This window comes from uncultured Paraglaciecola sp. (genome assembly GCF_937123705.1).
In the GTDB taxonomy this organism is placed as follows: Bacteria; Pseudomonadota; Gammaproteobacteria; order Enterobacterales; family Alteromonadaceae; genus Paraglaciecola.
On record NZ_CAKZKO010000122.1, the window covers coordinates 26,661 to 47,458 of the forward strand.

Consider the following 20,798-nt stretch of genomic DNA (forward strand, 5'->3'; position numbering starts at 1 on the left):
GTGTTGATAACATCTCAGACATACGCCTATTGCTACGGGCAACGGATGGCACTGAAACCATAATCAGCACAGGGTTTACCATCCCGGATGCCGATATCAAATCTAGTGATGGCGGCACAATTACGTACCCAGTATCTCCGAATAATCCAATCCTGAGCGGGGTCACTGTTTTCCCCTATCGCGACACCGGAAAAACGCAACCCAATGCTATTGGGCGTGATGGAAAATTCTTTGCGACAGTGCATGAAGATACATTCGACCGGCTTGAGATGCAGATCCAAGAAGTGGACGAGGAGGCAGGTCGTTCGTTAAAAGTTCAAAAAGGAACTTCCTTGGCCGGAGATATACCTGCGCCAGAGGCTGGTAAGGCTTTGGTAGGTAATTCAAACGCAGATGGCTATATTAACGCTTCCGTAGGAGAGGGCGACATTGCCCTTGATGTTGCTGCCGTTGAAGCCAATCGCGTACAGGTTGACACTCAGGCCGCGCAGGTAGCTGCGGATAAATTGGCTGCGGAAACCGCTGCGGCTCAGGCAGGTGGCGTCAAGACGGATGACGTTGATGCGGCTCCAGATAGCCTTGACGATAAGATTGCAGTAACCGGAAACCTTACAAAAGCAGTTGTACTGGATGGTAGTGTAAGAAAATTGTCAATGGGTGTGTCTGATGCGGCTATAAATGCGCTCATCAATGCACACAATACCAGTTCAGTAGCTGGCTACAACACAATCCAAGTCGATACACCAGTGCGCTATGGGACTTCGACAGATCTGCATTTAACGCACCTTGATATTACTATCACAGTTGCTGAAGCTGACAGCACCGTGGAGCTAGATGCGCTGCTTCAAGTAGACATGTACTACAACGCAATGTTTTATGTGAAGCGTAAACTTGGCGCAGGCGCGTCGGTTGAGGTAGGAACGCCAGCCGCAGCCGGTAATCGGGTTTCCGGCCTTTCTTCCACTGTTTACGACCAATCGCAAAATTCCATTATGGCTCCGCAGCCAATAAAACTTAAAGACACCCCCGGCGCTGCCGGTTCGTATACGTATGAAATACATTGCCGCTTCAATAGTACGACTGAGCTGGCTCTTAATAGGACTTACAACGATGTAGATACGAATGAGCATGAACGTGGCGTATCCGTGGTCACTGTGAGGGAAATTTTATCTGCGGGCCAAAAAAATCCTCAAGACGGGTTGAGTGCGTATGAGTTGTACGTTGCGGGCGGTGGGTTACTCACGCTGTCTGAGTGGTTGGCTCAATCGTATGGATCGGATGCTTGGACGCCAGTTTGGGAGGCACATGAGGACGGGGCATCTCGCATTGTTTTCAAAGTCGATGATTGGACGGGTGGAACTGGCACGAAACCGCAAACAGGTTACTATGGGCCTAACGGGACAATTGTTGCATTGCCTGCTGATGCTTTAAATTTCCGGGGTACCGAGTTCCTCGCCAATGTTGTTGCCAACGGTCTTGCTGCCGGTGCATCTCCAACAGTAGCTTTGTCAGGTACGTCGGCGAACAGAACACTTACGTTCGGTATTCCTGCTGGAGCGACAGGGGCCACGGGGGCTCAAGGTCCACAAGGTGACACTGGGGCTACAGGGGCGACAGGTGCTGACGGTGCAGATGGTTCTGATGCCACGGTAAACGCCGTTAATGTTGCCACTGCCGGTGCGTTCATGGCAAGCGGTGTTTCGGCATTCGGCGCAACACTTACAGACGACGCAGACGCAGAAGCGGCAAGGGCAACACTTAATATCTACGGGGTTTCTGTAGGTGATTACAACCCAACATTAGATGAAAGCACCGACAACACGGCAAAAGTACAGGCAGCACTTGATGCGGCGGATGGGGGTGAGGTTTTTGTTCCTGACAAATGTTACTTTGATTTATCGGCGCTGACGTTTCCCAACAACTCCGGTTCAAATGGGTATTACAGTCTCAATTATCGCGCCAACGATGATACTTCGTCACCCGGACAACCAGGAGCTAACGCCACTAACGAGCGTGTGTTGTTCATTCAAAACAACAACTCGAGTGGGTATGCCAACGAAAATCAACTTTCTTCAGGGTACTCAACCGGGCAAATTCTTGATGTTCGAAGGGATGTAAATGCCCCTAATGTTGGTGCCGGACAAGATGTCGAATTCGGTCGTGTTTCATATGTCTGGCGACAGGACGGGATCAACAGGGTTCAGCTAAAATATACTGATGCTGCTGGCGACACATCGTCCCCCGGTGCAGATGATGGTTGGACCGCCCAAATTCACGAAGCAAGATACACTTTAACGGGCATCGATCAGTCGAGTTTTTCCGCCACCCTCGCGGTCAACGATATGATCAAGGGCTCAACATCCGGCGCTCGCGGTTGGGTGAAACAGATTAATGTAGGTAGCGTGATTATCTCGTGGCTTTCGGGAACGTTTGTTGTCGGAGAAACCGTTATTCTTGAGCCTGCTGCCGAAACAACAACGGATACTATTACGGACGCCGGAACGTTGGCCTATACGTCCAGAAGCAATCGGTTAGGGTTTTCTGCCAAAGAGAGTGGCAATCTCTTCTCCAACATCCAAGGCGACAAGGCTGTTTATCCGTTTACGATGGGCGGGATATTGGGCATTCAGCAAGCCAACACCATCAACGGCGCGTTCACAAATGCTGAAATCATTATGGTCGATGATTTTGGTAATCCAACTCAACAGGCTCGAATGCAGCTTGAAGCTTCGACCGGTGATATTGTTTTCTTAAATGAAACGAGCAATTTAGAAGTTCTGCGTCTTTCGAATATTGGGGCCGGTGCAGCGGAAGCAGACTATATTCGTGCTGCAACAGAACTCCAAGCGGTGGGCGGAACGATTAGGTTCGGCACGTCAGGCGGAAGCGTCACTGACAAAACAGGCTCAGGCTCACCAGAAGGTGTTTTAACAGCGGCGGTTGGCAGCACGTATCGGAGAACTAATGGTGCGGAGGGTACAACGTTCTACACTAAAAAGTCTGGGGTGGGAAACACAGGTTGGGTAGCCCAAACCAATTGGGACATCAACCCAATGGACCACGGAGCGCTACAGGACGGCTCCACAGATAATTCTACTGAAGTTGACTTAGCATTAGCAGCACTTCCATCAGGCGGCGGTGTTGTTCGTGTCCCGAAAGATGTTCGTTTCAATATCCTTAGCTTGACGTTTCCCGAACGCTCCATTCTTAAATATTTCGGGGAAGATGATCTATCTGACACATCAATTGTCGCTTCAAACGAGGAACGGATATTTTATGCGAATGCTAATGTGGATGGCATTGTCAATGAACAACGTATTGAAGCGGCCTATCATCCGGCTCAAGTAATAAATGTACGGAAAAACATCACAGGCCACGATAGTGAACTTGGCGTAGGTCAATCAAAAGATAATCCCGCTAGGGCTTCACATAATATCTTTGATGAAGATACAGATGTTTTTCGGACACTTTACGAGACATACGCTAATCAAGTTGCGGGCTCGTCTCCGTTTTCTGGCGCATCTATTCATATTTGGGTCAAGCGATGGGCGATTGCTGGCGTAGGGACCGATCATTTCACTACCAATCCCGTTGTAGATGATATTCTGGTTGGGGATACATCAGGGGCAGTTGGACAGGTCGTTTCCATAGCTGCAACAAGTATGGTCTTGGTGTGGTTAAGTGGCTCATTCCAAGCTGGTGAAACTCTTTCAAGGGTTGGCCCTGCGGAAACCAGCTCAACAACTATTACCACGGCCACTTACAGCAGGACGCAAGGGCTACCGATTTACTTTGGCCAAAAAACTGGACGTATTGCGTTTTGTGGACTGAGGCCGGGGGAGAATTACACAGATGTTGCTGTTGGAGGTTCTTTGTCAGTTACTCCAACAAGAACAGGGGGATTTCACAATGAAGAAGTTACCGTCGATCCAATTTTTTCGTGGTTGGATGCAAATTCTCTTACGCCTAACGGTGTTGCTATCACCTATGATGTCACGCCAGCAGCAGTAAACAGGCGGCTAGAAGCGCAGAGAGTTGCTGCTGGTGTCAAAGCAACACCGATGGGTCATATTGGAGCGGCTGTTCTTCACTGTGCATTCACCAATGCGTTGGCCTTGAGTGCTTCAAACTATAATGCAGCTTCTGTCGCCCGAAATGCAACAGGCGATTATACGATTACTTTCGACAATGCAGTGGCAACAGCGGACTATGCGGTTGCACTGACGGAAGATTATCTCGACGCGGACAAAAAGGCTGTGGTCTACATTAAAACTGCGACAGTGCTTCGCATTAGAGTTTACGACACAGCAGATTTCACATCTCTGGTTGATCTCGACGGGAGCTTAAATGTCGTTTGCCTAGGCGGTGATATCTGATGACCCACTTCGATAACATCATTGACGGCCCCGTTAACTGAAAGGAAACAACAGCATGAGCATGAAAACGCAACTACTCACAGTCACGCAACAGCGCCTCGCGTACCTCGGTTACTATCGTTTGGTGGTCGATGGGCAGGAAGGTCCAGGCACATCAAACGCGGTGATCGAATTCAAGCGCAATCACGGTCTGGCACCACGGGACAAAATCGGCCCGCTGACCATGACTGCGATCTTCAGCCCGGACGCCAAGCCAGCACCCAAGCCGAAGCCGCAACCGGGGGAACCGCTATGGGCAGCAGAAGCCCGCAACCTGTTGGGCACTCGCGAGGTTCGCGGTAAGGGTAACAATCCGATCATCATGGATTGGGCGGAAGAGTTGGATCAATGGTATCCAGGCGATGACGTTCCTTGGTGTGGATTGTTCGTTGCGCACTGCATGTCAATCGGTGCGCCTGATGAAGCTCAGGAATTCAATCGCCTTGGCGCTCGTGCATGGCGCGCATTTGGTCAAGAAGTTAACCCGTGCGCTTGGTGCATTGGTGTCTTCTGGCGTACTCACAAGACAAAATCCGGTAATGGTCACGTCGCATTCATCATTGGCGAGGGTCCAGATTACTATGTGATCTTGGGTGGTAATCAATCTGATAACGTGACTATCGCAAAAATCGCCAAAAACCGCTTGCTAGAGTGTCGCGGTCCGTCCGGGTGGTCTGGTCCAGAACTTGAGCGCATGACTGTTGCGGGCGCAATGTCTCGGAATGAGGCATGATTTCGTTTGCGGCAATCAAGTCCGCTTGGCGTCCAGTGTTCGGCTGGGTATTCATTCTGTTTTTTGCTGTACTGGGTTTATCGCTAATTGCTATGCTTTGGTTGAGGTGGATCACACTTGAACAGGCTTCAAGTATCCTTGTTACGATGCTTGGTATGGGTGGCGTTGTGACAGGTACGTATGTGGCTGGTAGGTCGGTCGAAAAATACCAGAACAAGAGTAAATCTGAATATGAGGTTCATGTACCTACGGGAGTGGCGGACCCAAACGACGGTCTGGGGGACTGATGGGCGCGTTACTCGCAAGGATACTGCTGAGTAAGTCTGGCTTGATCGCCATTGGATTGATGGTCGGATTGTCCGCTATGTACACGTGGCACATCATCGATAAGACTGTGGCAGTACGAAACGCAAAGCAGGCCTTGGCCGACAAAGTGACAATTGCCACGCTGAAATCAACTGTCGAGACGCAAGGTAAATGGATCAAGGCCGCAGAGGACGCAAAGATTGCGCTCATTAAGCAGGCGGCAGTAGCCGAACAGGCTGCGGCTGAGGCGAGTTTGGAGCTGGAAGAATATGCGAACAACACTACAGTCAACGCTCAGTGTGCTGTTGATAGCAATCTCGTTAACAGGTTGCGTAACCGCTGAGAAACAGGCGTTGGACGCTGCAATAAATGCTGGTCAGTTGGCGGGTGTAGTTCTGCCTATATTGCCAGATGATTGTGCCAAGACTGCGCGGAGTGGCGTTCGCGCCGGGGAAAGGCTGGACGTTGCGTTGATTAGAACAGATCAGGCGCTCAGCAGACAGAACGCAAGAACTAGGCGTTGTGCGGCATGGTATAACAAGGTAAGAACCGACACACGGGGCGTGCCAGAGTAACGGCATAGAGATGAGGCTACAATATGGATGACCCTTTTGATGGGGGCGGTTTTTCGACCGAGCCAATAACAGGACCCGAAGCTGCAAAGCACAGGCACATGCTAAATAAACTTACCGAAAGATGGCCCGTCCTTGAAGATACATCTTCAGTTGTAGAGGGGATTGTAGTGGTTTCTCGAATGATCAGGATAGGTGGCCCTGTTGTCTTAGTTGCCGCAATCTTCGGCGCGTGGTCCAAATCTCAAGGGTGGTTCTAATGAATACATCAGCACTCACGGCGGTCGGTATAGCTGCGCTTGGTTCGTTGGGGTTTCTCGGTGGCGTCGGGTCAATTGATATCGCCAACAAGTTCACTAAGCCGCCAACTCACTACCACCTTGATCTGAAATCCCTGACGTATGAGAATGGCGAATTTCATCAGTTGGTGGTTCCTGTGGGCCGGGCTGTCATACAGGCTAACTGGTCGGCCAAGGTCTTGCGCGGAACTCATATACTTTGTGACGGCGGTAACACGGCTCCATACGAAGGAAGCCCTGTCAGTTTCACGCCGTCTGATTGGACTGGAGACAAGTGCCCGGACCTTATGGCGGGTGACGTTGCAATCGCATCGTGGGAATATAAGACTAACGAAGGATTTACCGCGTCTATCGTAGGTAAGGTCACCATAAAATAAGAGGGCAATGACATGAAAGAATTTACTAAAGACGACCACAAAGCCATGCGTCAGGCGTCACACCGATTGGTGCGCGCCGAGAACCATCTTAACGAGTTGGTCAACGACGACTACCCGGACTTGCTGGAGCGTCTTGTCGGTAGGTGTGAGAACAGCGCCGAACACATGATAGGGCACAATCTCAGGACCGCGATCAAGAATATTGAGAGTGGATTGCGGGCTATTGAAGCGGCGCACAGCCAGCTATCGAACGTCCAGTGCACCGCGCTATCCCTTACTGGCGACGACACGCCCATCATAACAGCGTCTGATCGCTGATGTTCTTACAGGCAATTGGATTTCCGGTCTGGACTTTGTTCATCGCTCTTGGTGCTCTAGTGTTCATGGGTTTCCGCCTCCCCTTCACCAAGTGGTGTTTCCGTAACCAGAATGCAGCTATTAGTTTGATTGTTACCGTCGTTTCGGTCCAGCTTATCAAGTTTTCAGGCGCACCAAACATAGAGACTTACTACTTTCTTTGTACGTTTGCACTTGCTGTGCTGACTTTCATTTATCTCGATACAATATTTAGTGGTTTTGTCGGTGCAGTTTCGTTGTTATACCTATCCAATAACTTGGATATTACAACGTACAATCAAAGTCGCCTGACGCTGGAAGCGCTTTGTGTCATAGGTATTTTACTTTGCGGCAAGGTCGGTCCAGATCGTGGTGTATTTTTGTCTGCGTGGTTCTTGCGACTATTGCAGTCACTGCGTATACGAACTGGTGGGTTGTCCCCGCACTGGTTGACTTCGCGCTTTTCATCGGTGCCATCGCAGTCGGATACATTAGAGCGAGACGAAAGCGCAACTAGATTTAACCGCGATGCACGATGGTAGCGCGCGCCCAGCTCGTTTGATCTTCCGCGTGCTCTAGGCGTTTCCAGCTCCGGTTTTGATTGCGGTCCCGGAGATCTTCTTCCCTCCAGTACATGGCCAGCCTACAGGCCAGCGCCCATACTCCGCGAACCTTTGCCCGCTTGCGCTCAAATCTCATTATCATAAAGAGGTCGTAGAGTTGAGCTCCACGTATTGCCCGGCGATTGTTGAAGGACTTCATACAGGAGTTACAGCAGAAATCCTGCGTCACTCTTTTGCGGGTGTAGGGCGAGGAACACTCTGCGCAGGCATGTTGGGTGGTGATTGTCATGGTATCGTTCCTTTGGCTTGCCAGTAACCTTGTAACTAGTCACTGGCAAGTTTCTATCACGATATATGTTTATTGGTCAAGACCTTTTTACAGCCAACCTTGATCTTCAAGATACGCTTGCACTTCCTCGTAGTTCTCTGAGATTGCCTCACCGATTTCGGTTATTCGGTAGCGCTCGTCGGCCTCCTCACGTTTCCGCGCGTTCATTAGATCCATATCAACAAGCTCCTCAATTCTAGTTGTAATGAGGTCAGATATGTAATCAGGATCTAGCGCGTCCAGCTCCCATGACTTCGATCCGTAGTTTGCCAGATAAGCTCCATGCCTGCTGTCTGTTTCCTTAGCTGGATTTGGTGGCGGGCGCTGCTCTCGAACCTGATCCATGTTAAGGGCCATTCTTTCGACGGTAACGGCAGACGGTGAGAACATATCCAGCCTATCGTTGTTATCCCTCGTCATGTCGATCCCGGAAGGGTCGTGGTCTCCAAGATGGAGAAGATAACACGATTTGCCAAGGCTTAGCTGTTCATAAAAACGCCTTCCCGCCTTGTACTGCTCGGATTGAGATGTGTAGCCACGGCACGAGAAATAGTTGACGCGCCATTTTCTGCACGGTTTGCTAATCACTCCGGCCAATGCTTCCTTTTCCACCCAGACTTCTACGTAATTTTTCTGCCCAGTCCACCATTCCTTGGAATAGTCTGAACCAATACTCCGCATGTATTCGTCCGGGTTTTCAAAACCACAATCACCACCTGCCAGATTTCTGGTTCTGTCCTCCAAAGCCTTCCAGTCTGTGAGCCCGGCCAATCGCGCGTCTGACATAAGCTTGACCAGACGTTTGTAATTGCGCTGCTCGTTTTTCATCATGCCTCGGGCTACAAATTGATAATAGAGTTGCCTAACCGTGAGACTAAAACCCTTTCCAAGATACTCATCAATGATGGAGTTGGCTTCGTTGATGGTGGCCACGCTCTTGGCGTTGAACCTCTTGTTAATAAATTGCTCTTTCATAATATTCTCCGGCTTGCGAAAACGAGCCAGCCTCTCGGCCAGCTCGTTGTTAAAATTCGAGGTTACTCAGATCCTTCTGGGTCTCCCTCCTCTCCATCATCGGCCCCTGCGGCGTCGCCAAGCATGGCGTTAGCCTCACTGACTGGAAACCGCTTATTGAGGCTCTGCGCGCGGATATTTGGCTCGTGGGACATGGCCAATAACTCAGCTATGATCTCCGGCTTTGGTTCGTCGGAACTTTCCAGCTCAAGTATTTTTTCCGCGACCGAGATCTGCCGTCTCAAATCATCTTTGGGTACTGGAATGAAACCCAAGAACTGGATAGCGTATCCAGAAACGGTTTTGGTTGCCTCCGCTTGAGCGAGAGGTAGAGTTGCTTTTGATGCCATGACTATTTGTCTCCTTTGGCTTGGTGTTGTGGACGGCGATTAAAATTCGTCGTCCGGGTTGATTTGATCGCCGTCGTCTTCGATGATTTCACCATCGATAACGTCATCGTCTTCGATGATTTCGGCTTCTTCTATCTCCTCCTCTGGCGGTGTCTCCGCTTCCTTGAGTTTCTTTGCGGCCGATTTTTTCTTGCGAGGAGCAATGTGTTTAGGGGGCTCTGGAACCTCCTCGAACGATCCATCCTTTGTTTGCTCAAAATCATACAAGACGTTCTCACGCTCAAGAACGTGGCCAAGATCTGCGTCGATAGGCAATCGCTTGGAATGCCTTTTGATAACGGTCTTCTTGCCCATCTCGGCGTAGTCAGTCGCCCACGGTCCTTTGGCAATATTCTTCTGCTTATCGTAGGTCTTGGACCTGCGCATAATCCCATCGACTTCTTCGCGCGTCATTAGCTCGTGGTGCATGGTGCCATCCGCAAGCTTTACGCTGGAGTAGAAGGCTACAATGTCGCCACGATCACCAAAGATAACCGGATGGTGTCTTATGGAAGGATTGTCTCCTGCGTGGTAGTCGAAGCGGTCTTGATCAATCTCTGCCGCATATACTGCGCCAACCTGCCAAGCGCGGATCTGACCGCTGGATCGGACGCGCTTGATAACACCGGCAACCATAGGAATGTAGGTGCAGACTTTCTTTTTCTTCCACTCGTTACCGACTTTGTAACTCTGATTGTAAACAACCAGCGCAGCCTCTCTGCCATCGATCACAAGGCCATCTGCCGCAGCCTTTTGGCACTCCAGAAAGACACTGGTATGACTGGCCTCTGCAATGTCCGGGTTTTGCAGTACGGCATTCTTGACGATTTGGATGAACTTATTCGGGTCTATGCCGGGCATCAACGTGCTGGCTATTTTGTCCTTTTGTTCATCAAACATTTCAACCAATTTCTGAGATCTTGGTTGCTTAGCGACTGCTGTTTTATTCGTCATCGTAGGTCATCTCCAATTCAGGTTTAGTCAGTTTGTAATGGTACCGACGCAGGCCAATGGGCTGGATCTCGGTCGGATACGAAGGCCACTCATCATTCTTGAATGCCTCTGCGTATTTCTTCAACGCAGCACGATAGACGGCGTATCCTTCAAGAGCGGTGTTGCGGTCCATTTCATACATGGCCACAGTTGGTGGATCACCCTTCTCGAATACGATGAAAAAGAATGTTTCGATCTCTAGCCCTGCACCCTGACGCCAAACGTCCCGGTACATGGTGTCCTGCATATGATAACCAAATTTACCAATTGAGTTATCAAACTCGTTCGGGCTGGCTGAGGCCATGTTCTTGATATCAAGACCGATATTGAGCTCAGTGCTGAGGAAGTCACCGCGACACTTGATACCGATATCAAACTCCTCATCCATCGCGTAGCAGGACTGTTCGATGAGGTGTTCGCTGTTGCGTAGCGTGCGAAGTTCGGAGAGCGTGTCAGCCAGATCCCGGATAACCAGAACGCTGTCATAATCCTTTTCAATGAGTAGAGTGGTGTTGTTGAACTCAGCAAAATCCATAGCTTCCTTCCACTGATTACCACGGCGCGTTTCCGGCCCTCTGGTGATGACACTCTCCAGCAGTTCAGGCTCCAAGATGGCGGTGTGCGCAGCGGTGCCAAAGTCAAATGCGTGACTTGGTTTGTACGGCTCGTACTTCGCGTGAAATGGCGTTTTGTTCCACAGTTTCCAAAGCTTGGATTTGGATACGGCTGTATCGTCACTATGGTATTCATCGTTTGTTTGATCCACAAAGGGCATTGGCTTGCTCCGGTTTAACTACTTGTCAATATTGCTTGCTTCGACACCAATAAGGGTGTATTGACTAGTTGTCAAGACAACGGAGAAATTAGATGATGGACGTAGACGAACTAGGTAAATTGTTTGGAGGGAAGGTGGTTCTGGCTTCATACCTGAACCTGAGCCCCTCGGCTCTTAGCCAGTGGAAGGACAGGCGCGGAGGAACTGTGCCGCAGGATCATATTTCCACAATTATGCTGGGCGCTCGTGATATTATCGACAAGGGTACTTGGGATAAAGCCAAATACGAAACTCCAGAGGAGTGGCTGGAGAAGGTGAGATCTTGCCTAGATATCCCAGTATGCCCAAAGTGTGGCCACCCTCTGGAGGGGTAAATGAAGCTCAAGCCAAGGCCATACCAAGCGCGCGTCTTGGATGACACCAGAGCCGCGCTCAGGCGCGTAAAGCGTGTCCTCATTCAGCTACCGACAGGAGGTGGAAAAACCGTAATTGCCGCCCTGATAGCTGATGGAGTTGTGAAGCGTGGAAACTCTCTATCGTTTCTGTGTCATCGCGATTTTCTGGTAGATCAAACAAGCAAAACGTTTCTCAGCAATGACATTGAACACAGCTTTGTCGCCGCTGGTCGCTGGCATAATCGGTTCGCGCCTGTGACCGTATGCATGATCCCAACCCTCACTAATAGGCTGTCCAAGGTACAGGCTCCAAAGGTCGCAATCTGGGATGAGTGCCATCACATAGGCGCTAAGACATGGGCGCGGATTATGACGGCGTGGCCAGATACCATCCACATAGGACTGACAGCAACACCAGTCCGGTTGGATGGTAAAGGTCTTGATGATTATTTTGACGAGATGGTCATAGGGCCAACAATCCGAGAGTTGATTGAGGAGGGGTCGCTTGCGGACTACCGCGCGTTTGCACCATCTGCTCCAGATCTCACTGGCGTCTCCACAAGGCGCGGTGACTACGTGAAAGGAGAGATTGATGAGGTCATGGATAGATCTGTCTTGATCGGTGATATGGTTGGGCACTACAAGAAAATAGCACCGGGCAGTTTGGCGGTGTATTTCTGCTCATCCGTCAAGCATAGCCAACACGTCGCTGCATCATTCTGCGAGAGCGGCATACCGGCACTGCACCTCGACGGCAACAGCTCGACAGCAGAGCGAATGGATGCAGCTCAACGATTTGCTCGCAGAGAAAAGCTGGTCTTGACCAATGTTGATTTGTTTGGAGAAGGATACGACCTCGCAGCTCAGGCTCAAATGGAAGTGACGATTGAGACGGTTGGACTTGCCCGGCCAACACAGTCTCTTGGCCTTTATATGCAGCAGGTTGGACGCTCACTGAGGCCAAAACCGCATCCGGCCATCATCTTGGACCACGCAGGGAACATCTCTCGCCACGGGCTAGTTGATGATGAAAGAGAATGGTCATTGCGGGGGGTGGAGAAGGATGGCTCTGGCGGGTCTACGGTTAAACAATGTGAGAATTGTTTTGCCATGTATCCGATAAGCGCCAAACTGTGCCCGGAGTGCGGTGTAGAAAAGGCTCCTGCGGATGGTGGGGGCCGCGAGGTTGAGCAAGAGGACGGAGATCTGGAGGAGATCGACGTGAAGGAACGTCGCAAGATCAAAAAGCAGGAGGAGTGGGGAGCTCGAACGGTTGATGATCTGGTACGAATAGCAAAGCAACGCGGATACAAGAGCCCTGAGCAATGGGCGGCACACATATGGACGGCACGAGAGCGGGCCATCAACAAGAGATTGGCCGGACAGATGGACTTCCTAAGATGATGGATACTCGATTAATTGAGCGGGCAGAATATTGCACAAGTCCAGATAAGAACAGCAATGGCTGGTTTGTCGATTACTGGAACGCTTACACATATGATGGTCAATTTCTAAGATTTGGCCGCAAATACCATGCAACGGAGATTGATGCAGATGACTGGAAAACCCACCGCGAACGAAATTACAGACAGTATCTTGCTCGCAAGCACTAAACGAGGAGCGCGATTATTCCGCCAAAACACCGGCATGGGCTGGGTAGGTAAGATTTTGGGTAAAACCAAGACGGCAATTACTCTTGGCAATCCGCGACCGCTACACGCTGGGTTATGCAAGGGCTCCAGCGATATCATCGGCATCACTCCCATTGTTGTCACTCAGGAGATGGTGGGAAAGACTGTCGGCCTGTTTACCGCAAGAGAGGTCAAGGCCGGGAATGACCAGCTCACGACAGAGCAGAGGAAATTTCTTGAGATGGTGAATAAGCTTGGCGGCATCGGCATGGTCGATAGATCGCTTGATGCCTAAAAGGTTGGGGCTCGCAGCGCCTAGTGGTAAGCGCCAACGAGCCCCGGTTTTGCGCAAGCCAAAGCGCAACTGTTGTCTACTATTCCTGTGACACCGCGTCAACTTCTGGTTTCAGGTATACAACTCGTCCATGACTGACGGTTTTAGTCCAGCCCTTAGAATGCAGGTGATCCCCAATCCTCTTGGCTGTGAGGTTGCTTCGACGCTCTTTTGGTATCTCAAGGTGGGCCATTACGTTATGCAGCGTGACGCGGTTCTGTGTGTCCGCAAAGTCGTTGATCATTTGAGCCCAAGGGTCCACTTCATAACGGTCCAACTGAGCTTCGTGTGCTGCCTTTTGATCCTCGCCTTCCAGCCACCAAATCTCGCCATCCTTATATCGCTTCACTGCCTCTGCCCATAGCTGGATTGCATCAGATTTAATGGCATCCAAATCTATACCGTCACACTTAACTGGCCAGAACCGGCGCGCGCCCGTGGCATCCTTGAGGTAGCCGGTTCCTGATGGGTTGACAGTCCCGGCGAATACGCAAGATCTTGGAAACTTCTCAATGATCTTGCCGTAAGGCCTGCGAAACCTGTCATCCATACGAGATACCCATGCCTTGATCTGGGATATCTCCGCTCGCCTGAACGCGTCCAGCTCCGCAATCTCCACGATGAAAGATCCTTGCAACTGAAGCGCTGCATCTTTTGAGTTTGGGTCATCGATCTGATCGGTGAATAGATCTGGAGCAACAGCATCAGACAGAACCTTAAGCGCTGTGGATTTTTTGATGCCTTGGTTCCCCTCAAGAATTATCATTGTGTCCATCTTGCAGCCCGGCTTGAAGGCTCGCGCCACAGCTCCAATCATCCATTTGCCGCCAAACGCCATATTCGCCCGCGTCTGTTCGGAGCCAAAATAATAGGTCAGCATACAGGGAATGTTACCGTTGTTGGTTTGGCCACCAAACAGACGTGGCACGCCATCCCAAGATAGGCTTTCGAGCTTCTCTGTTACAGGGTTGAATGCATTGGCTTTGGCTACAACCATAATCATACTGCCAACATCATTCCGCTTCGGAGATAGACCTGTATATTCCAACCATGCTGTGGCGCTAGAGATATCGTTATCGGTAATCATTCGAGGAACCCATTTCCCAGTATGTTCGCTTTGATCCCAGACTGGCTTGCGCATCACATAAACCTCTGTTGCAAATTCGTTCCATGCGAAAAGGCCACTAAACCTGTTATCGTATGTCATAATCAGGTTGATGTTTTGAAGGCTGGTTCCTCTTATCCCGTCTCCGTCTGCTTTGAAGATGAGGTGATTTCTCCAGTTTTCCCCGTCAATTTCGAAGTGTCTCTTTGAGGGTGCTGGTGGTTCATCTGATTGAGGGTTTGACTGGTGCTCAATGACATTGTTCTCGGGTACTGGGTCTGCCTTGCGGAGTTTGTCAGCCTTCCAAGCCTCAAATTTGTCCCGGCTCCAGTGTCTGATCCTGTCGCGAATGATGAGGGATACGCCATCGGTACCAAGCCCCTCTTTCTCCGCGTCAGCAATATCCCAACCCTTCTCCCTACTGTCTGGGGTAATGTGGACTATCTTAATCCGCTTGACGTTGGCTGCGTATAGGCGCTCCACAAGGCCGGGAACCCACTTAATAGGCCTAATTGGTTCTCCGTCTTTATCTCGCTTAACGTCGCCCATTACAGTGGACCAGCCGGGCTTGTCGTTATCTGGCCATATCAGGATGGATCGACCTGCTAGGGATTTCCAGTGGACTTTGGCAATGGCCTTTCCACCACCCATCCAAGATACCGAGACGATCTTTTTTTCTGCGAGTAATCGTTCTCCAGCGTCGGCGCACTTCTCACCCTCAACAAGAAGGACTTGGTGGTCTGGATTTTTGTGAAGTCGGTCAAGACCATATAACGGTCTGGGTTCGGGATAACTGCCATGGCTCCATCCTGTAAATTTTGCATCGTGGTTCTTCATCCACCATACACCCGGCGTTATTTTCTTGTCATCAAATTCGACGCGCAGGACGTAACCCAGTAGAAGGCCTTTTCGATCCTTATAAGGAAACACCATTGACGGTGTATATTGAACCACCTTCGGTTTGCCCGTTTCAGAATTAACTCGTTTTGGGTTAAGTATAGGCGGTGTTTTCTCGTTCGGTTTAATTGGCGACTGGTCTTCTGGGGGGCGACGGAAATCATATCCAGCGTATGGATCTACAATCTCTTTGTATGAAAGTGGCTTGGCGGTCGCTACTGTTTCGCCTGTGATAATTTCGACCGCACCCTTAAAGTCCGTGCCATACAGCTCCTGCGCGTAGTCGATCACATCTCCAGACGCGCCGCAGCCAAAGCAATGGTACTTGTAGATTGCCGATTGGTTGGATGGAAATATATGAAAGCTTGAAGTCTTCTCACCATGGAACGGACAACACGCCCAAAACTCATTTCCTGATGCCCGAAGTTTTATCCCGGAACTTGATACAAAGTCGGGCAGCGGGTACTTATCTCGGATGCCGTCAATGTCAAATTTATCATTGCTCATTATGCTGCGTTTCTGGCTTGCGTATTAACTGTTTGGATCAAAATTCGTCTTGAGAAGATTGGCTCATCCTCTCTAATGTTTCCCTCCCTTCCTTCGTCAATTTAGCTCGCAGTGTCTGGCAACGTTCATTGCCAACGCTGGATCGCGAGCGAGCAAGGGTAGCCATCCCCTTCCGTTCCATCAAGAGCAATATTCTGAATATTCTCAACTCCGGCTTATCACGGATAAGCTCTCGCGGATCGATTGACAAGATCCTTTCCACTACATTGCGAGACATTGGAATACGCCATCGCTCGGTCTGGTCTCTCGGCACGTACAATCCGCTACCAAGGCCGGAGATCCTCGCGTGATTGATTTGGGCTTGCTTCACCAGATAGCGACTAGTCACAAACCCTTCACTCCATACCGTCGCGTCTCGGCCCGTGATAGGCCACCCATGCTTACGGAAAACCTCAACGAGCTGTGCTTGCCGCTCTGACCTGCATCGCTTTGAAACGAATGTTCCATCTTCAAGGGTGTATTGTGGGTATCTCCAGTACCCAACACCGGGGATATAATGGATGCCAACTTTCTTAAGGTGAAACTTCATATTCGAGAATGGAATGGCAGCTCTCTGGAGGCCAACAAGGCTAACAATCTCATCTGCCTCAAGTGGTACAGTCTGGCTGGCCATGATGTCTTGGGCTCTCTTGGTGAAATCATCGTAGCCGGTGACGACAGGATCGAATGGGGTTCCCTCCACGTCCGGGAGTTTCACTGTGCCGGACAGGAGGACAAGGCCGCGCGCCTGTAGAGCATTGGCCATACCGTGCTTGTCCATATCCCAGATCTCGCCAAACCCCTCTCTCTCAGCGTCCATTAATAGTTTCTCCAATTCAATGGGCTGGCTGTCGAGCTCCCGGAACCTGTCGGCCATAAAATCGTAGATCACGTTATGCTTGGTCATATTTTCGCCTGTACACCCTTCAAAAAATTCACGATATAATCTCGACCCTCAACAGCCAGCAACTCAGTCACCTGAACCGCGCTGAATTGCACACTGGTATTCTTGAGCAACAGCCGCAGCTCACCGTCGAGCTGGTCGAAGGCAATCATCTCTGCCTCCTGCGTGCCAGCGTTGAATGAGTTGCGAGATCCGCCATTGTAGTTGGTCGTTGTCATTCAACCCTCATGGGCATCACAATGCGGATAGTGTTGTCGTCACCATCATCAAAGCGACATGGAGAACCAATGTCCTCCTGCCTGATTGTCAAGGTACTGCCGGTGCAGGCCTTGATTGTGTTCAACAGGTATTTCGAGTTGAAACCAATCTTGTATGTTTGCTTGGGCTCAACGTTGTTGGCGGTTATCCTCAAACTACGCCGGACTGATCCCATATCAATACTCTCCACCGATACTTCGGTATCGCCATAACTGTTAGTCTCGATTTTCACGGATCGCCCGTATCTGGTTTGGCGATTGAGGGATTTATTGAATAACATAGCTGCCTCAGCGGCCTCCAACCAAGCCTCGCGATTTGTAGTCAGTGATGTAGCAGAGGGTCCATAATCGGGTATCACGCGGTTCGTGTTCGGGTACTGGGCATCAATCAACCTGTACAGCAACCTGACACCAAGACCACTCACCTTTATATACTCAGGCCTTGCAATCGTTGACCCGGCCTTGTCTTTTTCTTCCAAGTAGTGGGTCCTGACTTTAATTGCCGTCGGCATGACTGCGGATAAAACCTTGCACGCTTTGGTTGGCATGATAGCACTCACTCTGACTGGGTGAAGACCATCCTCTTTCTCAATAATTCTGCGAGTGAGACGATGACCATCCGTGCTCTCCATGTAGCTGCTCTTTTTATCGCGCAACCAGTGAATACCGTTGAGATAATACCGTGTTTCCTCTGTGGAAACGGTGTCCAGTACGTCTCTTAAATGGCTAATAAACTCGCCATTGTCGAAGCTTTCATCTCTGTAGAGCCACGGCCTATCCAGATCGGCTTCCGGGAAATCAGAGGGAGGTAACGCTGGTAAAATACATTTCACGCCGGGCGCTGAGAGAACTAGCTGCAAGTCATTGGTAGACTGGATCATAACGGCGTCTGTTTTCATCGATGTAATGACAGCCAGCAATGGCGCAAGATTTGTGCATACATCAAACGTATCGCTGTCCCCATCTCCGATAGATAGGTCGCAATCCGTCTCCAGATACATATTCAAATCGGTGCAGGTGATTAATAGACGACCTTTTTTCAGTTTCAGTCGAACGCAAAATAATATCGGTATCGTGTTGGCTTTTTCGATGACGTGTGTGTGAGGCTTGAGCGCCTCGCGCAATACGTTGGCTTGAGCTGTTATTTGCATTCCAAATTCTCCTCTGCGATTTTTATCATGCCGCGAATTGATGGGTGCGGTGTCACCAGTAGGCCTGTCTTAATGAACGTCTGGTGAGGATGGAGATTGTGGCCAACAAGATACATGATCAATCTCTTAGCCACGCTCTCATCAAACTTCCCTCGAAACCCATTGCACCATGCGCAGGCCGCTGCGCCGTTTTCCTCACTAACTTCCCCGCCTTTCGATACGGGCTTAAGGTGTTCGTATGTGACTACACGCCATGCTGCGGCCAGCCTGCGTGTCTTCTCGGTTGTGGAAACCCTCGACAGTACGTTGTTGGCTTCCTGCAAGTCTTTCGCCATCCGTTGTTCGCAATAGTAGCATTTCCATTTCTGCTCTCGTGCCAACTCACGGGTTAGGCGCGCCCTGCGAGAACGCTGTTTACCCATCCTCTCCTTCCAGTTTGGTTGTTTCTAAAAATTCCAAAAGCATACGGGCCAGTTTCATCTTTTCATCCCCATCCGGGGCTAGACGATATCCCCAATGAATAAAACAAAGAGCGAAATACCACCTCCAACTCTCCATCAAATCAGATCCTTTTCTCTGGCCAGCCACTCTGGCATAGTGATGAATTTTCTTTGAGGGTGATCGCTGTCACTCATCTCAATTTGAGACAGCGGCAACCACGCCTTAACAGTCCATGACATATCGGTAACCAATACAGCTTTCCCTGTATTGATTTTAATATGGCACTCAACTTCGATAGTGTCAGTCACAGCAGATCCTTACCGTCATCGTGCCAGATTACCTCTGATACGGTTTCCGGGATCTTGCGGGGTTCTCGCTGTACTGACACAGGATTACGCCCCTCTGTCTTCCATCGCATACGCGCAGAGCGGAGTTTTTTCAGTGTTGATGCTGCTATTGGCAGGATGGGAGAAAGATCCGGTCCCTGCGCACAAATATCCATAGCCTGCGCCTCGTGGTACAGTGCAGCATCCTCTTGATCGTTAGTGTGACCAAGGCCACCTTTCCGCCACAGCAAACGTTTTTCGACGTTGTAGATATAATACATTTCACGCTGGTTCTCTGGGAGAGCCTCAGCAGCAGAAAACGGATCTTCGTGGAGTGATGACAGCGTGGCCAGTTCGCGCATGAACTGCTGAACAACGTTCGGTTTCCTGCGCACCTCATAACCGAGATCTAATATCAATGTTTCAAATTCTTTACGCGCGTAGGCTGCGTGCCACTCTTGCTCGTGACCAACCGCGTAGTAACCTACTGCGGCACTTCCGAAAATGTGTGGAAAGGAATAGTTAATTTTATTGTAGAAATTTTTTGCGTCATTAGTCATTGTCGTTTTCCTTTGGCTTGCTAACAGGTCTTTATATGGAGTTCAGGGTTTCGTCAAATTCGATCATTCCAGCGTTCCCACGCCTCACCCGCACTTTTTTCCTGCGGGCCTTGCGCAGAGCAGTTACCACACAAAACAAAGTGCCAGACGCAGGAGATGGATTTCTCAGACGAGAGCGTTAGATCTTTTTCATCACACCCACAGAATGGGCATGGTTGAGTTATGATCGCCATCATCTCGCCTCCCGCTGCTTGCGCTGCTCTTGGCTCAACAAGAACCTCGGCACGTAGTCCGGCACGCGGTCATCATCCACGTCCACGCGACTGGCAACCGTCTTCCACTCCTCTGGCACGCGCTGGTTCCCTGCTGGTGTGAATTTTCCCTGACAGATCCCGTTGAGAAACTCCACCATCTCCTCCCGGTTTGAGATTGAGATCTTAAGGCAATCCTTGGGTTTCATCCCAAGCCCCTTGCGGTGGGTGTCTGCGTCGTTCTTCATTTCGAAAAACTGGCTTCCTGCGCTGTAGAATATCACGGCTTGCGTTCTCCTGTTATCGTAAGATCTGATGGACAATGTTGATCAATATTTCTTTAAGGTCATCAACATTGTCTGCCTTTTTAATTGTTTCGATATACGCCTCCCGGCGCGGCGCTCGCACTCCTGCTGGCCTTGGTGTGGCATGTACCGGGTTCGCTTGGGTCCGTATCCGGTCCCTAGTGGGTGCCGTCTATGGAACGCGATATTCCATCGCTTGCGCTCAATCATCCGGTGAAGGTGCGCCTCAGCGCTAATTCGTTTTTTCATTGTCATACACTCCTTGTAGGTTCAAGAGGCCAATCTTGCGGCTCTGTATCGCTCATTCGTTGGACAAGTCGGTCGAGTTGCCACTGCTCTTCAGCATCCCTAGCAGCATCCCTAGCAGCAGCCCAAGCAGCATCCCTAGCAGCAGCCCAAGCAGCATCCCTAGCAGCATCCCAAGCAGCAGCCCAAGCAGCATCCTTAGCAGCAGCCCAAGCAGCATCCTTAGCAGCAGCCCAAGCAGCATCCCTAGCAGCAGCCCAAGCAGCATCCCTAGCAGCATCCCAAGCAGCATCCCTAGCAGCATCCCAAGCAGCAGCCGACACTTCGCCACGCGAATACTGGCGAGCAA

At 50.4% G+C, this 20,798-nt stretch carries 24 protein-coding genes; 10 read left to right on the plus strand and 14 right to left on the minus strand.

Translation table 11 applies throughout. The features are described from left to right. Positions 1 to 29 precede the first annotated feature (29 nt). From Q0688_RS15470 to Q0688_RS15500, 7 genes are all read left to right on the plus strand, one after another. Positions 30 to 4,376, plus strand: coding sequence for a hypothetical protein (locus Q0688_RS15470; RefSeq protein WP_299078708.1), 4,347 nt, complete (start codon positions 30 to 32; stop codon positions 4,374 to 4,376). Positions 4,377 to 4,431: 55 nt separating this feature from the next. After that, positions 4,432 to 5,148 (plus strand): TIGR02594 family protein, encoded by a 717-nt coding sequence (locus tag Q0688_RS15475; protein ID WP_299078711.1) that lies wholly within the window; start codon positions 4,432 to 4,434, stop codon positions 5,146 to 5,148. A 364-nt stretch (positions 5,149 to 5,512) separates the two neighbouring features. Further along, entirely contained in the window at positions 5,513 to 5,797 is a 285-nt protein-coding gene (locus Q0688_RS15480) for a hypothetical protein (protein WP_299078714.1), read from the plus strand. After that, positions 5,724 to 6,029, plus strand: a complete 306-nt coding sequence (locus Q0688_RS15485; RefSeq protein WP_299078717.1) for a hypothetical protein — start codon at positions 5,724 to 5,726, stop codon at positions 6,027 to 6,029. The genes Q0688_RS15480 and Q0688_RS15485 overlap by 74 nt, the downstream gene beginning before the upstream one ends. 256 nt (positions 6,030 to 6,285) lie before the next feature. After that, the gene (locus Q0688_RS15490) at positions 6,286 to 6,702 is read left to right on the plus strand and encodes a hypothetical protein (RefSeq protein ID WP_299078720.1); all 417 of its coding nucleotides are present in this window, start codon (positions 6,286 to 6,288) and stop codon (positions 6,700 to 6,702) included. Between the two features lie 12 nt (positions 6,703 to 6,714). Beyond that, on the plus strand, positions 6,715 to 7,020 hold the full coding sequence (locus tag Q0688_RS15495) for a hypothetical protein (RefSeq protein WP_299078722.1): 306 nt from the start codon (positions 6,715 to 6,717) through the stop codon (positions 7,018 to 7,020). Between the two features lie 125 nt (positions 7,021 to 7,145). Further along, positions 7,146 to 7,580: a hypothetical protein gene (locus tag Q0688_RS15500; protein WP_299078725.1), complete on the plus strand. Its 435-nt coding sequence runs from the start codon at positions 7,146 to 7,148 to the stop codon at positions 7,578 to 7,580. A gap of 397 nt (positions 7,581 to 7,977) precedes the next feature. Here the strand turns inward: Q0688_RS15500 and Q0688_RS15505 are convergent, their stop codons facing one another. From Q0688_RS15505 to Q0688_RS15520, 4 genes are all read right to left on the minus strand, one after another. Beyond that, the gene (locus Q0688_RS15505; RefSeq protein WP_299078728.1) at positions 7,978 to 8,904 is read right to left on the minus strand and encodes a hypothetical protein; all 927 of its coding nucleotides are present in this window, start codon (positions 8,902 to 8,904) and stop codon (positions 7,978 to 7,980) included. A 62-nt stretch (positions 8,905 to 8,966) separates the two neighbouring features. Beyond that, complete coding sequence (locus Q0688_RS15510; protein ID WP_299078731.1) at positions 8,967 to 9,293, minus strand: hypothetical protein; 327 nt, start codon at positions 9,291 to 9,293, stop codon at positions 8,967 to 8,969. A gap of 39 nt (positions 9,294 to 9,332) precedes the next feature. Next, positions 9,333 to 10,286 (minus strand): recombinase RecT, encoded by a 954-nt coding sequence (locus Q0688_RS15515; RefSeq protein WP_299078734.1) that lies wholly within the window; start codon positions 10,284 to 10,286, stop codon positions 9,333 to 9,335. Beyond that, entirely contained in the window at positions 10,276 to 11,100 is an 825-nt protein-coding gene (locus Q0688_RS15520; RefSeq protein WP_299078737.1) for a PD-(D/E)XK nuclease-like domain-containing protein, read from the minus strand. Before Q0688_RS15520 ends, Q0688_RS15515 begins: the two co-directional genes overlap by 11 nt. A gap of 92 nt (positions 11,101 to 11,192) precedes the next feature. Here Q0688_RS15520 and Q0688_RS15525 point away from each other — a divergent pair, with 92 nt between their 5' ends. From Q0688_RS15525 to Q0688_RS15535, 3 genes are all read left to right on the plus strand, one after another. Continuing rightward, a complete protein-coding gene (locus Q0688_RS15525; protein ID WP_299078740.1) occupies positions 11,193 to 11,474 on the plus strand; it encodes a hypothetical protein in 282 nt (93 codons plus the stop codon). Beyond that, positions 11,475 to 12,899 (plus strand): DEAD/DEAH box helicase, encoded by a 1,425-nt coding sequence (locus Q0688_RS15530; protein WP_299078743.1) that lies wholly within the window; start codon positions 11,475 to 11,477, stop codon positions 12,897 to 12,899. It begins immediately after the preceding gene. 150 nt (positions 12,900 to 13,049) lie between these two features. After that, complete coding sequence (locus Q0688_RS15535) at positions 13,050 to 13,421, plus strand: VRR-NUC domain-containing protein (RefSeq protein WP_299078746.1); 372 nt, start codon at positions 13,050 to 13,052, stop codon at positions 13,419 to 13,421. Between the two features lie 79 nt (positions 13,422 to 13,500). Here Q0688_RS15535 and Q0688_RS15540 read toward each other — a convergent pair whose 3' ends face one another. The 10 genes from Q0688_RS15540 to Q0688_RS15580 form a co-directional block, all read right to left on the minus strand. Next, positions 13,501 to 15,969 (minus strand): VapE domain-containing protein, encoded by a 2,469-nt coding sequence (locus tag Q0688_RS15540; RefSeq protein ID WP_299078749.1) that lies wholly within the window; start codon positions 15,967 to 15,969, stop codon positions 13,501 to 13,503. 37 nt (positions 15,970 to 16,006) lie between these two features. Continuing rightward, complete coding sequence (locus Q0688_RS15545; RefSeq protein WP_299078752.1) at positions 16,007 to 16,915, minus strand: hypothetical protein; 909 nt, start codon at positions 16,913 to 16,915, stop codon at positions 16,007 to 16,009. Then, positions 16,912 to 17,130, minus strand: coding sequence for a hypothetical protein (locus Q0688_RS15550; RefSeq protein WP_299078755.1), 219 nt, complete (start codon positions 17,128 to 17,130; stop codon positions 16,912 to 16,914). The genes Q0688_RS15545 and Q0688_RS15550 overlap by 4 nt, the downstream gene beginning before the upstream one ends. After that, a complete protein-coding gene (locus Q0688_RS15555) occupies positions 17,127 to 18,320 on the minus strand; it encodes a DNA polymerase III subunit beta (RefSeq protein ID WP_299078758.1) in 1,194 nt (397 codons plus the stop codon). Before Q0688_RS15555 ends, Q0688_RS15550 begins: the two co-directional genes overlap by 4 nt. Before the next feature lie 225 nt (positions 18,321 to 18,545). Then, the gene (locus Q0688_RS15560; RefSeq protein WP_299078761.1) at positions 18,546 to 18,683 is read right to left on the minus strand and encodes a hypothetical protein; all 138 of its coding nucleotides are present in this window, start codon (positions 18,681 to 18,683) and stop codon (positions 18,546 to 18,548) included. A 194-nt stretch (positions 18,684 to 18,877) separates the two neighbouring features. Continuing rightward, positions 18,878 to 19,069 carry a hypothetical protein gene (locus tag Q0688_RS15565; RefSeq protein ID WP_299078764.1) on the minus strand — a complete coding sequence of 64 codons (192 nt, stop codon included), beginning with the start codon at positions 19,067 to 19,069 and terminating at the stop codon, positions 18,878 to 18,880. Then, the gene (locus Q0688_RS15570) at positions 19,066 to 19,647 is read right to left on the minus strand and encodes a hypothetical protein (RefSeq protein ID WP_299078767.1); all 582 of its coding nucleotides are present in this window, start codon (positions 19,645 to 19,647) and stop codon (positions 19,066 to 19,068) included. Before Q0688_RS15570 ends, Q0688_RS15565 begins: the two co-directional genes overlap by 4 nt. Positions 19,648 to 19,700: 53 nt before the next feature. Beyond that, on the minus strand, positions 19,701 to 19,883 hold the full coding sequence (locus tag Q0688_RS27660) for a Lar family restriction alleviation protein (RefSeq protein WP_367179803.1): 183 nt from the start codon (positions 19,881 to 19,883) through the stop codon (positions 19,701 to 19,703). Then, complete coding sequence (locus Q0688_RS15575) at positions 19,880 to 20,146, minus strand: hypothetical protein (protein WP_299078770.1); 267 nt, start codon at positions 20,144 to 20,146, stop codon at positions 19,880 to 19,882. Before Q0688_RS15575 ends, Q0688_RS27660 begins: the two co-directional genes overlap by 4 nt. Positions 20,147 to 20,454: 308 nt before the next feature. Beyond that, the coding region (locus Q0688_RS15580) for a hypothetical protein (protein ID WP_299078773.1) at positions 20,455 to 20,798 on the minus strand (344 nt) is incomplete at its 5' end.